The organism is Lysobacter sp. DMC104 (assembly GCF_056313665.1).
The window spans coordinates 148,875-164,938 of the sequence record NZ_JBQUZW010000008.1 but is presented as its reverse complement, the minus strand read 5'-3'; the positions used below and the strand labels follow the sequence as shown (position 1 = coordinate 164,938).

Here is a 16,064-nt window from a genome sequence, read left to right as displayed (position 1 = left end):
CGGGACGCTGCCCATGCACCACGCCCGCCAGCACGCCGAAACGAAGGTCCGCGAGCGCCGCTACCGGCTCGCACGCGAGGCCGCCCGGCTGATCGCCGAATCCGGCATCCGCGATTTCCACCAGGCCAAGCTCAAGGCCGCCGCCCGCCTCGGCATCCACGACGACGCCTCGCTGCCGCGCAACCGCGAGATCGAGGACGCCCTGCGCGAATACCAGCGCCTGTTCCAGGGCGATGCGCAGACATCAGAACTGCGCCGCCGCCGCGAGGCCGCGCTGCGCGCGATGGACTTCTTTGCCGGCTTCGACCCGCGCCTCGTCGGCCCGGTGCTGGACGGCACCGCCGACGCCAACTCGCCGGTGCACCTGCATCTGTACACCGACGACGCCGAAAGCGTGCCGCGCTTCCTCGACGACCACCGCATCCCCGCCGAACCGCGCAGCCGCCGCATCCGGCTCGACCGCGAACGTCAGATCGACGCGCCCGTGTGGCTGTTCTCCGCCGAAGACCTGAGCTTCGACCTCACCGTCCTGCCCCACGCCGCCCTGCGCCAGGCCCCGCTGTCGACCATCGACGAGAAGCCGATGCGACGCGCGTCCGCGGCGCAGCTGCGCGCGCTGCTGGTGGAGGAGGAGGTGGCGGGGTTTGAGTGCAGCAACAACACCCGCTCGCACCCATGAAAATTAATCTTGCGAATCACTGTGAAGCCAGTATTCCCTTACCACATTCTCGAAGTTCTCGTAAGCTCCCTTCTTAATATCCTGAGCGAAAATTCGGACATGTCGAGTGTCCTTGTAAAGATCAACCGCAATGTCGCTCAACGTTTGCCTCAACATCGCCTCATCCAATTCCTTCAATTTTATTCCAGCACAAACGAACTCATAAAAATTCAATATGTACTTGACGCTTTGAATAGATAAATATTTCTTTTCAAGATCATCTTTCTTTTTATCGTAAATTTCCTTTATTAGATCCTTTGCGCCGTCCTTTGCCGCACCAATCTCTCTAATGTAGTCGGCATCAATTTCGTTCTTCTTTTTTTCAAAGCCATCAGCCCTAAAAAGAGGCGCGTCCACGGCCTCTATCAACTTACCAGCCGAGTAGTAACTCATTCTCATCCTTACATGGTCTTGAAATTCCTTGCTCAACCGAGATTGCATAAGAACGCCAAAAGTATGGGCTCTACGAGAAGCTTTAGCGCCACTCTGGTGCTGAACGACCCACCCAATGCCCACCATCATTGCAGCAGCAGCCGCAGATAAGAGAGCTGTGACAGCAGCAGTATTTGCGCTCTTGGAAAGCACGACTATTCCGATAACAATAAAAACGACTAGGTGAGATATTCCAACACCTATCAATATTCCAAGCGGGACCTCATTTCTATCTTTAGACAAATTAAACAAAGGGCCAACCGTTGAAAAAACCAAAACCACCCATGCCCCATACCAAAAAATAGGGTAGTACTTCATGTAAAACTCGTCACCCCTGAAATGAAATCCCGCAGAGATCGCCACCATTGCGATAAATACTAAAAATATAATCCAACTAAGCGGGTCAGCGGCTCGCGCCAATGGGCAAGCGACATGACGCCACGCCAAACTTGCTATGTTTTCCTTTTTCATGAGTCTCCCCTTTAAATAAAAAGCCCCCTGCAAGAGGGGGCTTTTAGCGGCATTTTTTACCTTACACACGGCCAATACACGTTAGCCTTCACCCATACCTGTTGCCATACAACACCCCTATGTACTTTAGTACGCGCCAGAGGATAGGGGCGCGATCCCTATATTGAAAATTTCTATGCATCCATTGCACATGCCTATCGCCGCCAAGCCTTCAGCTTTCACTCAAAGCACTAACGGCTCCAGAGAGTACAAGTCCCATCCTGCAGGCTTGTCAAGAGACGCTCAAGCGAATGGATAAATTTTCGTTAAAAACATGGGCTTACACCACATTTCGAGCAGTCTTGTTCAGCTAATTAAGAGCTAACCGCGCAATTTGCCTGCTCAGCCTGTTGGACGAATGAGCTGCGCGAAAGTTCACTGAAAACGGTAAGCGGGCTACAACAAACTGCGTCAGCCCCAACGCGCAGATATCGTAGCCCACGGCGCAGGATAGCTCACAGAATTGGCTTGTCATGCCGGCACAATTCCGTCAACGCCACGCATCACGACCGCCATGCGCCTTCAAGGACGACTCTCGCACTGGAACGACGACAAGGGCTTCGGGTTCGTCACGCCGAACGGTGGCGGGGATCGCGCGTTCGTGCACATCAAGGCGTTCGAGCGCGCGGGGCGGCGGCCGGTCGATGGCGACGTGCTGACCTACGCCGCTGCGCGCGACGCGCGGGGCCGGTTGCAGGCGACGGCGATCCGGTTCGCGGACGAACCGATGCAATTGGAACCCGCGCTATCCCGCTCCATGCGACCGCCGCCGACACGCCCGACAACGGCGAGAGCGACGCCCCCACGATCCACCGCGATGCGACGCGGGGCGACATCCGAAGCGCCCTCGCGCGGCACGTTCGCCTACGTGCTCGTGGGCGTGTTCGCGCTGGCGCTCGCGGGCCTGATCGCCACCGGACGCCTGCCCGTGCACGCGGGCACGCTGTACGTCGTGATGAGCCTCGCCGCGCTGTGGGCCTACCGCAGCGACAAGCGCGCCGCCGCCGAAAACCGCTGGCGCACGCCGGAAAGCTCGCTGCACCTGTTCGCGCTCTGCGGTGGCTGGCCCGGCGCGCTGCTCGCGCAGCGCTGGTTCCGGCACAAGTCGAAGAAGACGGAGTTCCTGTGGACGTTCTGGTTCACGGTGCTCGCGAACGTCGTCGTGCTGGCGTGGTACGCGGGGCGGTGACGCGCCGGACCGACCGTCGACCGGCCCGGCAATCGCGTTGGTCGTGGATTTACGACGCGAACCGATCCGTCGCGCGCACCAGCGCGTCGGTGTTCTCGGCCTCGAAGGCGGAGTGGCCGGACGCAGGGCTGATGTGCAGGTCGGCCTTCGGCCACGCCTTGTGCAGGTCCCAGGCGTTCTGGATCGGGCAGACCACGTCGTAGCGGCCGTGCACGATCACGCCGGGGATGTCGGCGATGCGGTGCGCGTCGCGCAGCAACTGGTCGTCGACCTCGAAGAAGCCGCCGTTGACGAAGTAGTGGTTCTCGATGCGCGCGAAGGCCAGCGCGAAGTGCGCGTCCTCGTGGCCGGCGACGAAATCGTCGTCGACGTGCAGGAAGCTGGTCGCGCCTTCCCACACGCTCCAGGCGCGCGCGGCGGCGAGGCGGGTGGCTTCGTCGTCGCTGGTGAGGCGGCGGTGGAACGCGGAGATCAGGTCGTGGCGTTCGACCGCCGGGATCGCGGCGAGGTAGTGCTCCCACGCATCCGGGAACAGGCGCGACGCGCCTTCCTGGTAGAACCATTCCAGCTCCCAGCGCCGCAGCATGAAGATGCCGCGCAACAGCAGTTCGGTCACGCGCTCGGGATGCGTCTCGGCGTAGGCGAGCGCGAGCGTGGAGCCCCACGAGCCGCCGAACACCTGCCAGCGTTCGATGCCCAGCGTCTCGCGCAGCTTCTCGATGTCGGCGACGAGGTTCCAGGTGGTGTTGCCGACGAGATCGGCGTGCGGCGTGGAGCGTCCGGCGCCGCGCTGGTCGAACAGCACGATGCGGTACTTCGCGGGATCGTGGAAACGCCGCATCTTCTCGCCGCAGCCGGCGCCGGGGCCGCCGTGCAGCATCACCACCGGCTTGCCGTGCGGGTTGCCGCACTGTTCGTAGTACAGCACGTGGCGATCGTCGACCCGCAGCGTGCCGGTGTCGAAGGGGGCGATCTCGGGATACAGCGTGCGCATGGGCGTCTCGGAAGCCGTGGGCGAGGCACCGGAGTGTAGCGCAGCGCCTCAGCCTGGCCGGCGGCCCAGCGTCACCCGGTCGCGGTCCTCCAGATCGCGATGCGTGGCGACGTCGACGAACCCGGCATCGCGCAGCAGCGTGCGCACTGCATCGCCCTGGGTCCAGCCGTGCTCGAACAGCAGCCAGCCGCCGGGCACGAGATGCCGCGGCGCGTCGGCGACGATGCGGCGGATCGCCTCCAGCCCGTCGACGCCGCAGGACAGCGCGGTCGGCGGCTCGAAGCGCAGGTCGCCTTCGTCGAGGTGCGGGTCGTCGTCGGCGAGGTACGGCGGGTTGCTGGCGATCAGGTCGAAGCGTTCGCCGGCCAGCGGCGCACACCAGTCGCCGGCGCGGAATTCGACGTTCGCGAGGCCCAGCGCCTGCGCGTTGCCGCGCGCGACCGTCAGCGCGTCGGTGCTGGCGTCGGTCGCGACCACCCGCGCCCGCGGGCGCTCGTGCGCCAGCGCGAGGGCGATCGCGCCGCTGCCGGTGCCGAGGTCGGCGATCACCAGCGGCGCGCCGGCGGGCAGGCGGTCGAGGGCGAGTTCGACCAGCAATTCGGTCTCCGGCCGCGGGATCAGCGTCGCCGGGGTGACTGCCAGGTCGAAGGACCAGAACCCGCGGCGGCCGGTGAGGTAGGCCACGGGCTCGCCGGCGACGCGGCGGGCGAGCAGCGCGCGGAAGCGTTCGGCATCGGCGGGGGCGACGGCATCGTCGCGGTGGGCGTACAGCCAGCTGCGCGGCCGGCCCAGGGCGTGGACGAGCAGCCATTCGGCGTCGACGGCGTCGATCCGGGCCGCGGCATCCCGCAGCAGCGCCTGCACGGTGGGGGCGTCGGTCATCGGGAGGCGGTACCGTGCGGACGGATCGGCATGGGACGGGAGGCGGCCGGGCGGGACAGAATAGAAGCAAAGCCCGGTTACCTCATTTCGATAGTCAATGACTATCGAAACGATCTAATGGATTCATTGGATCGATTCAAACCCTGTCCGTAGACTGTGCCCTGTCGCGAAGGCCGGGTCCGCCCGGCATCGCCCACCGACCACCACCCCCAAGGAGCTTTCCGATGTCCCTGATCAACACCCAGGTCCAACCCTTCAAGGCCAATGCCTACCGCAACGGCGAATTCATCCAGGTCACCGACGAAACCCTCAAGGGCAAGTGGTCGGTCCTGATCTTCATGCCGGCCGCCTTCACCTTCAACTGCCCGACCGAAGTCGAGGACGCGGCGAACAACTACGCCGAGTTCCAGAAGGCGAATGCCGAGGTCTACATCGTCACCACCGACACGCACTTCGCGCACAAGATCTGGCACGACACCTCGCCGGCAGTCGGCAAGGCGCAGTTCCCGCTGGTCGGCGACCCGACCCACCAGCTGACCCGCGCGTTCGGCGTGCACATCGACGAGGAAGGCCTGGCGCTGCGCGGCACCTTCATCATCAACCCGGAAGGCGTGATCAAGACCCTCGAGATCCACGACAACGCGATCGCCCGCGACGTCAGCGAGACCCTGCGCAAGCTGAAGGCCGCGCAGTTCGTCGCCAGCCACCCGGGCGAAGTCTGCCCGGCGAAGTGGAAGGAAGGCGCCGAGACGCTGAAGCCGTCGCTCGACCTCGTCGGCAAGATCTGATCGACCTGATCTGATCAGCCTGCTCTCCCGCGCCGATCGTGCGGGACGGCAGACCGCAACACGAACAGGACCCCGGAGCGCGCGTGCAAGCCCTCCGACAGTCGCGGCGGACCTCCGCACCGCAAGACCCTCCTGCGCGTCCCCTCGCGCAATGCTCCACCGAACGCCGGCGTCGCGGGATGCGCCGCCGGCCTCGTCTCCGGTCGCCGTTCGCGACCGACGCTCCGTTCGCCGCAGCGGCCACGCTTCGACCGCATGCGCCGCGCATCGCGGATCGCCCTCACCCCCGATGCACGACCGGCACGCTGTCCAACGCCTGGCCGCTGCGGCGAACGACGCGACTTCGTCTCTTCCTCCCCTCCTTCCCCTTTCCCGCGAGGACACGGCCATGCTCGATGCCGACCTGAAAACCCAGTTGCAGGCCTATCTCCAGAAGCTCGTGCGCCCGGTCGAACTGGTCGCCGCGCTCGATGACGGCGAAAAGTCGCGCGAGCTGCGCGAACTGCTGGTCGAACTGACGCAGCTGTCGAACCAGGTCACGCTGCGTGAAGCGCGCGAGCCCGGCGACCGCGTGCCGTCGTTCGCCATCGCGAGCCCCGGCCAGTCGATCGCGCTGCGCTTCGCCGGCATCCCGATGGGCCACGAATTCACCTCGCTGGTGCTGGCGCTGCTGCAGGTCGGCGGCCATCCGTCGAAGCTGGCGCAGGACGTCATCGACCGCATCCGCGAGCTCGAAGGCACCGGCCCCGACAGTGCGCTGCGCTTCGAGACCTACTTCTCGCTGAGCTGCCAGAACTGCCCCGACGTGGTGCAGGCGCTGAACCTGATGGCGGTGCTGAACCCGCGCATCGAGCACGTCGCGATCGACGGCGCGCTGTTCCAGGCCGAAGTCGAGGCGCGCGAGATCATGTCGGTGCCGGCGGTGTTCCTCAACGGCGAATCGTTCGGTGCCGGGCGCATGGGCGTGGAAGAAATCCTCGCGAAGCTCGACACCGGCGCGCAGGCGCGCGAGGCGGAGAAGCTCGCCGCGAAGGCACCGTTCGACATGCTGATCGTCGGCGGCGGCCCGGCCGGAGCGGCGGCGGCGATCTACGCCGCGCGCAAGGGCATCCGCACCGGCCTCGCGGCCGAACGCTTCGGCGGCCAGGTGCTGGACACGATGGCGATCGAGAACTTCATCTCGGTGCCCGAGACCGAAGGTCCGAAGCTCGCGGCCGCGATGGAGCGCCACGTGCGCGAGTACGACGTCGACGTGATGCACCTGCAGCGCGCCGAGCAGCTGCGGCCCGCGGGCGCCGACGGCCTGATCGAAGTGCAGCTGGCCAGCGGCGCGACGCTGAAGTCGAAGACGGTGATCCTCTCCACCGGCGCGCGCTGGCGGCAGATGAACGTGCCCGGCGAGCAGGAGTACCGCAACAAGGGCGTCGCCTACTGCCCGCACTGCGACGGCCCGCTGTTCAAGGGCAAGCGCGTGGCGGTGATCGGCGGCGGCAATTCGGGCGTGGAGGCGGCGATCGATCTCGCCGGCATCGTCGCCCACGTCACCCTGATCGAGTTCGACGGCAAGCTGCGCGCCGACGAAGTGCTGCAGCGCAAGCTGCGCAGCCTGCCGAACGTCGACGTGATCGTCTCGGCGCAGACCACCGAGGTGCAGGGCGACGGCCGCAAGGTCACGGGCCTGGCCTACGAGGACCGCGCGACGAAGGAGAAGCACCTGCTGACGCTGGACGGCGTGTTCGTGCAGATCGGCCTGCTGCCCAACACCGAGTGGCTGAAGGGCACGGTCGAACTGTCGCCGCGCGGCGAGATCGTGATCGACGAGCGCGGGCAGACCTCGCTGCCGGGCGTGTTCGCCGCCGGCGACGCGACCACGGTGCCGTACAAGCAGATCGTGATCGCGATGAGCGAAGGCGCGAAGGCCGCGCTCGGCGCCTTCGACCACCTGATCCGCACCTCCGCGCCCGCGGTCGATGCGGCCACGCAGGCCGCGTGACCGCATCGCACGGCAAGCATGAACAGGGCGGCGGCCGAACGTGAACGTCGGTCGCTGCATGAACGCGACTGGCTTTTTTCCAGGAGAAAGCCCGCTGCAAAGCGAAACCTGTCAGATGAGACAGGCAGCGTGATCCGTCCCATTCGCTGCAATTCGCGCTAAGTTCTCCCCGCAATCGTTGCGACATGTCGCCATCGTCGTCGTGATAGGTGATACATCACGACGCCACGGTGGCTCGACGCTGCAACGCCATCTGACGGAACGGGACCCACGCCATGAACCTGCGCGATCTGAAGTACCTCGTCGCCCTCGCCGACCACAGGCATTTCGGTCGCGCGGCAGCCGCCTGCTTCGTCAGCCAGCCGACGCTGTCGACCCAGATCCGCAAGCTCGAAGAGGAACTCGGGGTCGCACTGGTGGAGCGTGCGCCGCGGCGGGTGATGCTGACGCCGGCCGGTCGCGATGCCGCCGAACGCGCGCGCCGCATCGTCGCGGACGTGGAGGAGATGCGCGAAGCCGCGCGGCGCAGCCGCAATCCCGAAGCGGGCACCGTGCGCCTGGGCATCTTCCCCACGCTCGGGCCGTACCTGCTGCCGCACGTCGTGCCGCGGGTGCGCGAACGCTTCCCGGATCTTGAGCTGCTGCTGGTCGAGGAGAAAACCGAGACCATCCTGCGCCAGCTGCGCGAGGGCCGACTCGACGCCGGCGTGCTCGCGCTGCCGCTGCACGACGACCAGTTGCACCTGGAATTCCTGTTCGAGGAACCGTTCGTGCTGGCGGTGCCGCACGGGCATCCGCTGGGCGCCGGGCAATCGCTGTTGATGGCCGATCTCGCCGACCAGAGCCTGCTGCTGCTGGAAGACGGCCACTGCCTGCGTGACCAGGCACTGGATGTCTGCCAACTGGCCGGCGCCAGCGAGAAATCCGGCTTCCGCGCCACGTCGCTGGAAACGCTGCGGCAAATGGTGGCGGCCAACGTCGGCATCACCCTGCTGCCGGTGCTGGCGGTGAAGCCGCCGGTGGCGCCGTCGCGCGAAGTGAAGCTGATGCCGTTCCGCGCGCCCGCGCCCAGCCGCCGCATCGCGCTGGTGTGGCGCCGCAGTTCGGCGATGTCGGAATTCCTGACCCGCTTCGCCGAGGTCTTCCGCGAGCTGCCGCCCGAGCTGCTGTCCACCGAGCGTCTGCCCGGCGCCTGAGCAGTCCGCGTGAACGTCCGGCGCGCATCGGCGTATGCTCGCGCCGGGCATCGTCGCGCACCGGAGCGCACCGCATGGACCTGAAGGGGTCGAAGACCGAAGAACACCTGCGCACGGCGTTCGCCGGCGAATCGCAGGCCAATCGCCGCTACCTCTACTTCGCGCTGAAGGCCGACGTCGAAGGCCGCAGCGACGTCGCCGCGGTGTTCCGTTCCACCGCCGAGGGCGAGACCGGCCACGCGCACGGGCACCTCGAATACCTGGAGCAGTGCGGCGATCCGGTCACCGGCCTGCCGTTCGGCGCCACGGTGGACAACCTGAAGTCCGCCATCGCCGGCGAGACCTTCGAGTACGCCGACCTGTATCCGGGCATGGCGAAGACCGCGCGCGAGGAAGGCTTCGACGAGATCGCCGACTGGTTCGAGACCCTCGCCAAGGCCGAGCGTTCGCACGCCAACCGCTTCCGGAAGGCGCTGGACGAACTCGACGCCACGCCGCCGGCACCGTGACGTCCCTGACCCGCGCCGATCTGCTCACGCTCGAAGCCTACGCCGTCGAACGGCCGGCATTCCGCGCCCGCGTGCTCGCGCACAAGCTCGCGCGCCGGGTCGCGCTGGGCGCGCACGCGACGCTGCTGTTCGAGGATCGCCTGACCGTGCAGTACCAGGTGCAGGAGATGCTGCGGATCGAGCGGATCTTCGAGCCGGCGGCGATCCAGGCGGAGCTGGATGCGTACACGCCGCTGATCCCGGGCGGCCACGACCTGCGCGCCACGCTGCTGCTGGAATTCCCCGATCCCGCGCAGCGCCGGGCCGCGCTGTCGTCGCTGGGCGGCATCGAACGCGCGGTGTACGCCGAGGTCGACGGCCACGGCCGCGCGATCGCCCATGCCGACGAGGACCGCCCGCGCGGCGACGACACGCGGACGTCGGCGGTGCACTTCCTGCGTTTCGTCTTTTCGCCGGCGCAGATCGCCGCGCTGCGGGCGGGCGCGGCGCTGGTCTTCGGCATCGACGACGCGCGGATGCCGGCACGCGTCGACGCCGCGCCGGAGACGCACGCGGCGCTGTTGGCGGACTTCGCGTGAGCCGGCGACGCCTCGCCTGGCTGGCGGCCGCGGCGGCAGTGGCCTGGGTCGTCGCATACGCCGGCTATCGGCAGACGCATGCCGAACGCTGGTCGCAGGACGGGCGGACGTACGTCTTGTTCGGCTCACGCGCGAGCTACCTGGCCTTCCGGCCGCTGAGCTACGTCGATCAGGCGCTCACCGGCATCGGCATGCACCTCGGCCCGCATCGCTGAACCCGCCCGGGTACACTGGCCCCGGTTCGCCGGGGGCTCGTCGCATGCTGCGCTGGTTGCTGATCTTCATCGTCATCGCGGCCGCCGCCTGGTGGCTGGCGACGCCGTCGCGGCCGCCGGCAGGCGCCTACACCGGGCCGTCCACGCCGACGGTCATCGCCAGCAACTGCACACCGCCGACGCAGCTGGCCGGCGATGACGGCACGGTGCAGACCGGCACGCCGTCGGGCATGTCCCCGTTCCCGCTGGAGGGCGCGCAGGCGCAGCCGCTGGCCGGCTTCAGCGTCGCCGCGCGCGTGCTGTCGCGCGAGGACTACCGCATGGGCCGCGAGGCCGATTTCTCGCCGGTCGACCTCGCCCTGGGCTGGGGGCCGATGCGCGACGACGCCGTGCTGTCGCGGCTGGACATCTCGCAGTCCGGGCGGTGGTACCACTACGCGTGGAGCGGCGATCCACCACTGCCGCCGGACCAGATCGCGCGCAACAGCGCGAACATGCACATGATCCCGTCGGGCGCGTCGGTGGCGGCGGCGCTGGACAAGATCGACGCCGGCGACCGCGTGCGCATCGACGGCTGGCTGGTGGAAGTGAACACGCCCGAAGGCTGGCACTGGCGCAGCTCGCTCAGCCGCGACGACACCGGCGGCGGCGCCTGCGAAGTGATCTACGTCTGCGCCGTGCGGAAGTTCTGACCAACCCGCCCGCGTTGGTCGGTGGCGCGGCTGTTGGTAGGGCGGCCTTCAGGCCGCTGCTCTTGGACGCTGTGCCATCGATCCCGACAAAAGCAGCGGCCTGAAGGCCGCTCTACCGAGCTACCAGCGGAGTGCGGCGGCCTGTGTTCAGCCGCCCACGCCCAATCCGACCGGGCAGCTCACGCCGGTGCCGGCAAGGCCGCAGTAGCCGTCGGGGTGCTTCGACAGGTACTGCTGGTGCTCGTTCTCGGCGAAGTAGAAGTCCGGCGCGGAGGATGGGATGTCGGTGGTGATCGTCCCCAGTCCGGCGGCCGTCAGCCGCGCCTGGTAGGCGTCTCGGCTGGCCCGCGCGATCGCCAGCTGCGCCGGCGTGGTGCAGTGGATCGCCGAGCGGTACTGGGTGCCGACGTCGTTGCCCTGGCGCATGCCCTGCGTGGGGTCATGGCTTTCCCAGAACACGGCCAGCAATTGCTCGAAGCTCACCTGCGCCGGGTCGTAGACGACCTGCACCACTTCGGCGTGGCCGGTCTCGCCGCTGCACACCTCGCGGTAGGTCGGGTTCGGCGTGTAGCCGCCGGCGTAGCCGACCGCGGTGGTGGACACGCCCGGGATCGACCAGAACCGGCGCTCTGCGCCCCAGAAACAACCCATGCCGAAGCGCACGATTTCCAGCCCCGGGAACGCGTCGCGCAGCGGGCGGCCGTGGACGTGGTGGACGTTGTGCAGCGGCAGCGGCTCGGTGCGACCGGGCAGCGCACGTTCGGGGGTGGGCAGGCGCTGCTTCCAGGCCCCGATGCCGAGCAGGGATTCGAACATGACGGACTCCATGGCGGACGTGACGACTCCAGGACAGAGGCGCGCGGGGCTTCCGGCGGTGCGCGCCAGCGCAGGATATGCGGCGCAGCGGCAAAACCTTCAAGCCGCCGTTCAGGCGGACGTCACGCCGCCGGCATCAGGCCGTGGCCGGCCGCGCCGCGAACACCGCCGGCGCCACGCTCACGCGGTTGCGGCCGGCGCGCTTGGCCGCGTACAGCGCCTTGTCGGCGCGCTCCACCGCCGGCTGCGGCATGGATTCCTGCGCCAACTGCGTGGCGACGCCGATGCTGACGGTCAGGCGCAGGCTGCGGTCCTGGTAATGCAGCTCGGCGGCCTCGATCGCCACCCGGATCTGCTCGGCGATGGCCCGCGCCATCTCGGTCTGGCGCCCGGGCAGGATCACCAGGAATTCCTCGCCGCCGTAGCGACCGAACTGGTCTTCCTCGACCAGCTGGGCGCCGATCAGGCGGGCGATCTCGCGCAGGCACTGGTCGCCGGCGGCGTGGCCGAGGCGGTCGTTGACGGCCTTGAAGTGGTCGATGTCGACGAACAGCACCGACAGCGGCAGGCCCTTGCGGTGCGCGTGCTGGAACGTCCGCGCCAGCGCCTGGTCGACGCTGCGGCGGTTGAGCGCGCCGGTCAGCCCGTCGACCTCGGCGGTGTGCCGCAGGTGCAGCGCGGTGAAGGCCTCGTCGATCTGCATCACCGCGATCCGCGCCAGTTCGCGCGCGATCGACAGTTCGTCCGGATGGAACACGGTGGCCCCGGTGCGCTCCAGCACCAGCGCGCCCCACGACGGCGCGCGCACCGGCAGCGAGACCGCGGCCTCGACCGCCACCGGCACTTCCTCGCCGCTGCGCGAGACCGGCTGCTGCACGTCGATGTTGATCGCCAGTTGCTGGCGCAATGCCGGCAGCCGCGGATTGATGCGCTCCACCAATGCATCGAGCGAGGGACCGGGATGCGCCGCCAGGGTGTCGCGGCCGTGGTAGCCGCGCAGCACCGCCAGCACGTTGTCCGCGGGGACGATCCGGCGCAGGTGGTCCAGCAACAGGCGCATCGCCAGCGGCTGGATCTCCTCCTCGCCCACGCCGCGCAGCGCCATCTGCAATGCGGTCAGCAGTTCGGTACGCACCGCCTCGCGGTACATGCGACGTTCGGAGTCGGCGCGCGCGCGCTGTTCGCGGTCGCGCTGTTCGCGGTATTTGCTGATGCGGCTGATCAGGCCCACGCTGATCGCGGCCGTGGCGATCATGATCGCCGCCTGGTAGCCGAAGCGCGCCCACAGGCTGTCCGGCAGCACGCCGTGCGCCACCAGTTCCCATGCGACCAGCGCCACCGCGATGCCGACCACCGACAGCGTCACCAGCGGCGCGAACGTCACCCGCCGGCTCCAGGCGTCCTTCATCAGGAACAGCGCGGCGGCGCAGCCGGCCAGCCAGATCGCGGGCACCAGCCACGCGGTGATGGCGTCGCCGTGCCGCCCCCAAGCCGCGATCGCCGCCGCCAGCGGCAACAGGCCCAGCGCCGCCGCCCGGTGAATGCCCTGCGCCAGCTTCGGCCGGCTCTGGGCGGTGTCCGCATAGCGCAGCAGGATGACCAGCGCCGAAGTCTCGAACACCAGCGACACCATGTGCAGCCCGGCGCCGCCGAGCCGGCGGAACAGGCCGAAGGGGTCGATCGCGGACAGGTGGCCGTTGGACGCCAGCAGCAACAGCGTGGCCGCCAGGCAGAACAGGAACAGCGACAGGAAGCTCAGGTCGCGCGAGGCGAAGAACAGCGCCAGCATCAGTCCGGCGACGGTCAGCAGGCTGGCGTAGGCCAGGGTCACGAGGATCGTCGCGCGCTGGGCCTGCTGCTCGGCCAGCGCGTCGGGCAGCAGCATCGGCCGCAGGGCGGTGTCGCGCAGCGCGGTGGCGGCCAGTTCGACCCGGATCCCGCCTTCCCAGGTCGACGGCAGGCGGAAGAGATAGCCGACGGGCATCGGGCCCTCGTCGGACCGCGGGTCGAGGAAACGGCGCGGCCCGCTGTCCCAGACGTCGCCCACCCGCAGCCGCACCGATTCCACCGGCACCCGCGGGATCCAGATCACCCACTGCGGCGATTCGGGCGTGCGCGGCGGCAGTTCGAAACGCAGTTCGGCGCGGGTCTCGTGCGCCGCCGAGGCCCGTACCGGCAGGGAACGATTGTCCGCGCCCAGCCGTGGCACGACCCCGTCGACGTCTTCCAACGGCACCAGCTGCATCGGCAGCGGACGGCCCGGCGGCGGTCCGGCGGCGCGCCCGGGCGAGAGCGCATACAACCCCAGCAACAGCACGACCACCATGCCCAGGGCACGGAGCCACGCCTGTGGGTCGTCGAGACGCGAGAATGCCATGCTCAGCCGCGCATCAGGGTCACTCGGATCTCCCTGATCCTGGCCGGAAGCGGGCCACGGGCAGCCGTGGCGCGAACCCGCACCCCGCCCGCCACGACCGGGCGGCGCGCGCCCGAGGTCGTCCCGTTTTCCATCATCGCCATCTGCACCCGTTCGTCCCCGTGGGCGTCCCTGTTTTCCATGCCCACACTACCATCCGGGACGGGCCGCGACACCCGGGTTCCCGCCGAGCGGCCGAAAGGCGGCCCCACGCGGATCGCCGGCCGGGCACGGCCGGCGCCCCGGCGGGCGTTCACGACGCATGAAAAAGGCCATGACACGCTCTAGACTGGCGGTTTTCGCCGCGCCAGACCCCTCGATGACCCCGGACCCCACCGCCGACGCCCTGCCCGCCGACACCGAACTCCGCGCGGATTCCAGCCGCCAGGACTTCATCCGCCAGATCGTCCGCGACGACCTCGCCAGCGGCAAGCACGCGCAGATCCACACCCGCTTCCCGCCGGAGCCCAACGGCTACCTGCACCTGGGGCATACCCGCGCGATCTGGACCGACTTCGGCATCGCCCGCGAGTTCGGCGGCCGCTGCAACCTGCGCCTGGACGACACCAACCCGGCGAAGGAAGACCCCGAGTACGTCCGCGCCATCCAGGACGACGTGCGCTGGCTGGGCTACGAGTGGGCATCGCTGCGCCACGCATCGGATTACTTCGAGGTGTTCTACCTCGCCGGCGAGCAGCTGATCCGCCAGGGCGACGCCTTCGTCTGCGACCTCAGCGCCGACGAAGTGCGCGCCTACCGCGGCTCGCTGACCGAGCCCGGCCGCCCCTCGCCGTACCGCGACCGCAGCGTCGAGGAGAACCTCGACCTGTTCCGGCGCATGCGCGCGGGCGAGTTCCCGGACGGCGCGCGCACGCTGCGCGCCAAGATCGACATGGCCAGCGGCAACATCAACCTGCGCGACCCGGCGCTGTACCGGATCAAGCACGTCGAGCACCAGAACACCGGCAATGCGTGGCCGATCTACCCGATGTACGACTACGCGCATTCGCTCAGCGACTCGGTGGAAGGCATCACCCACTCGCTGTGCACGCTGGAATTCGAGGACCATCGCCCGCTGTACGACTGGTGCGTGCAGAAGGTCGACCTGCCGAAGCATCCCGAGCTGCTGGCGCCGCTGGCCGCGAAGGGCCTGCCGATCGAAGCCGCGATCCCGCGCCAGATCGAGTTCTCGCGGCTCAACCTCAACTACACGGTGATGAGCAAGCGCAAGCTGATGACGCTGGTCGAGGAAGGCCTGGTCGACGGCTGGGGCGACCCGCGCATGCCGACACTGCAGGGCATCCGCCGCCGCGGCTACACGCCCGACGCGCTGAAGCTGTTCGTCTCGCGCCTGGGCCTGTCGAAGCAGAACTCGCTGATCGACTACTCGGTGCTGGAGAACACGCTGCGCGAGGACCTCGACGCGCGCACGCCGCGGCGCATGGCGGTGCTCGATCCGCTGAAGTTCGTGCTGACCAACCTGCCCGAAGGCCACGAGGAAACGCTGACGTTCTCCAACCACCCGAAGGACGAATCCTTCGGCACCCGCAGCGTGCCGTTCTCGCGCGAATTGTGGATCGACCGCGACGACTTCGCCGAAGTGCCGCCGAAGGGCTGGAAACGCCTGATCCCCGGCGGCGAAGTGCGCCTGCGCGGCGCCGGCATCGTGAAGTGCGACGAGGTGGTGAAGAACGACGCCGGCGAGATCGTCGAACTGCGCGGCACGCTCGATCCCGAATCGCGCCCCGGCATGGCCGGCGCCGACCGCAAGATCAAGGGCACGATCCACTGGGTCAGCGCTGCGCATGCCGTCGAAGCCGAAGTGCGGCTGTACGACCGCCTGTTCACCGTGGCGAATCCGGACACCGACGAGGACGGCAAGAGCTACCGCGACTATCTCAACCCGGACTCGCGCCGCAGCATCCGCGGCTATGTCGAACCCGCCGCCGCCAGCGCCGCGCCCGAGCAGGGCTTCCAGTTCGAGCGCACCGGATACTTCGTCGCCGACCGCTTCGACCACACGCCCGCGGCGCCGGTGTTCAACCGCAGCGTCACGCTGCGCGACACGTGGGCGGCGGGCGGCTGACGACGCGACCGCAGGTTCGAATCGCGCCCCCGCTACCACGATCGAAGGAG

At 68.1% G+C, this 16,064-nt stretch carries 15 protein-coding genes; 10 read left to right on the top strand and 5 right to left on the bottom strand.

Features of this window, described 5'->3' with window-relative positions; translation table 11 throughout:
* Window positions 1–13: 13 nt before the first annotated feature.
* Window positions 14–679, top strand: coding sequence for a hypothetical protein (locus tag ACT53R_RS12055; protein ID WP_476172121.1), 666 nt, complete (start codon window positions 14–16; stop codon window positions 677–679).
* A 3-nt stretch (window positions 680–682) separates the two neighbouring features.
* Here the strand turns inward: ACT53R_RS12055 and ACT53R_RS12050 are convergent, their stop codons facing one another.
* On the bottom strand, window positions 683–1,621 hold the full coding sequence (locus tag ACT53R_RS12050) for a DUF4760 domain-containing protein (RefSeq protein ID WP_476172120.1): 939 nt from the start codon (window positions 1,619–1,621) through the stop codon (window positions 683–685).
* 553 nt (window positions 1,622–2,174) lie between these two features.
* Here ACT53R_RS12050 and ACT53R_RS12045 point away from each other — a divergent pair.
* The gene (locus ACT53R_RS12045; RefSeq protein ID WP_476172119.1) at window positions 2,175–2,849 is read left to right on the top strand and encodes a DUF1294 domain-containing protein; all 675 of its coding nucleotides are present in this window, start codon (window positions 2,175–2,177) and stop codon (window positions 2,847–2,849) included.
* A gap of 49 nt (window positions 2,850–2,898) precedes the next feature.
* Here ACT53R_RS12045 and pip read toward each other — a convergent pair whose 3' ends face one another.
* Window positions 2,899–3,843, bottom strand: coding sequence for a prolyl aminopeptidase (pip, locus tag ACT53R_RS12040; RefSeq protein WP_476172118.1), 945 nt, complete (start codon window positions 3,841–3,843; stop codon window positions 2,899–2,901).
* A 48-nt stretch (window positions 3,844–3,891) separates the two neighbouring features.
* A complete protein-coding gene (gene prmC / locus ACT53R_RS12035) occupies window positions 3,892–4,725 on the bottom strand; it encodes a peptide chain release factor N(5)-glutamine methyltransferase (RefSeq protein ID WP_476172117.1) in 834 nt (277 codons plus the stop codon).
* A 224-nt stretch (window positions 4,726–4,949) separates the two neighbouring features.
* Here prmC and ahpC point away from each other — a divergent pair, with 224 nt between their 5' ends.
* The 7 genes from ahpC to ACT53R_RS12000 all read left to right on the top strand — a co-directional run bounded on the left by ahpC (window position 4,950) and on the right by ACT53R_RS12000 (window position 10,696).
* Window positions 4,950–5,513 carry an alkyl hydroperoxide reductase subunit C gene (gene ahpC / locus ACT53R_RS12030; protein WP_476172116.1) on the top strand — a complete coding sequence of 188 codons (564 nt, stop codon included), beginning with the start codon at window positions 4,950–4,952 and terminating at the stop codon, window positions 5,511–5,513.
* A 388-nt stretch (window positions 5,514–5,901) separates the two neighbouring features.
* Entirely contained in the window at window positions 5,902–7,506 is a 1,605-nt protein-coding gene (gene ahpF / locus ACT53R_RS12025) for an alkyl hydroperoxide reductase subunit F (protein WP_476172115.1), read from the top strand.
* A 275-nt stretch (window positions 7,507–7,781) separates the two neighbouring features.
* Window positions 7,782–8,702 carry a DNA-binding transcriptional regulator OxyR gene (oxyR, locus tag ACT53R_RS12020; RefSeq protein WP_476172114.1) on the top strand — a complete coding sequence of 307 codons (921 nt, stop codon included), beginning with the start codon at window positions 7,782–7,784 and terminating at the stop codon, window positions 8,700–8,702.
* Window positions 8,703–8,776: 74 nt separating this feature from the next.
* Window positions 8,777–9,211: a rubrerythrin family protein gene (locus ACT53R_RS12015; RefSeq protein ID WP_476172113.1), complete on the top strand. Its 435-nt coding sequence runs from the start codon at window positions 8,777–8,779 to the stop codon at window positions 9,209–9,211.
* Window positions 9,208–9,789, top strand: coding sequence for a DUF3501 family protein (locus ACT53R_RS12010; RefSeq protein ID WP_476172112.1), 582 nt, complete (start codon window positions 9,208–9,210; stop codon window positions 9,787–9,789). The genes ACT53R_RS12015 and ACT53R_RS12010 overlap by 4 nt, the downstream gene beginning before the upstream one ends.
* On the top strand, window positions 9,786–10,004 hold the full coding sequence (locus ACT53R_RS12005) for a hypothetical protein (protein WP_476172111.1): 219 nt from the start codon (window positions 9,786–9,788) through the stop codon (window positions 10,002–10,004). The genes ACT53R_RS12010 and ACT53R_RS12005 overlap by 4 nt, the downstream gene beginning before the upstream one ends.
* A 44-nt stretch (window positions 10,005–10,048) precedes the next feature.
* Complete coding sequence (locus ACT53R_RS12000) at window positions 10,049–10,696, top strand: hypothetical protein (protein WP_476172110.1); 648 nt, start codon at window positions 10,049–10,051, stop codon at window positions 10,694–10,696.
* Window positions 10,697–10,843: 147 nt separating this feature from the next.
* Here ACT53R_RS12000 and msrA read toward each other — a convergent pair whose 3' ends face one another.
* Window positions 10,844–11,500, bottom strand: coding sequence for a peptide-methionine (S)-S-oxide reductase MsrA (gene msrA, locus ACT53R_RS11995; protein WP_476172187.1), 657 nt, complete (start codon window positions 11,498–11,500; stop codon window positions 10,844–10,846).
* A 148-nt stretch (window positions 11,501–11,648) separates the two neighbouring features.
* Window positions 11,649–13,889: a diguanylate cyclase gene (locus ACT53R_RS11990; RefSeq protein ID WP_476172109.1), complete on the bottom strand. Its 2,241-nt coding sequence runs from the start codon at window positions 13,887–13,889 to the stop codon at window positions 11,649–11,651.
* A gap of 358 nt (window positions 13,890–14,247) precedes the next feature.
* On the opposite strand from ACT53R_RS11990, the gene ACT53R_RS11985 reads away from it, so the two are divergent.
* The gene (locus tag ACT53R_RS11985; protein ID WP_476172108.1) at window positions 14,248–16,014 is read left to right on the top strand and encodes a glutamine--tRNA ligase/YqeY domain fusion protein; all 1,767 of its coding nucleotides are present in this window, start codon (window positions 14,248–14,250) and stop codon (window positions 16,012–16,014) included.
* Window positions 16,015–16,064 lie beyond the last annotated feature (50 nt).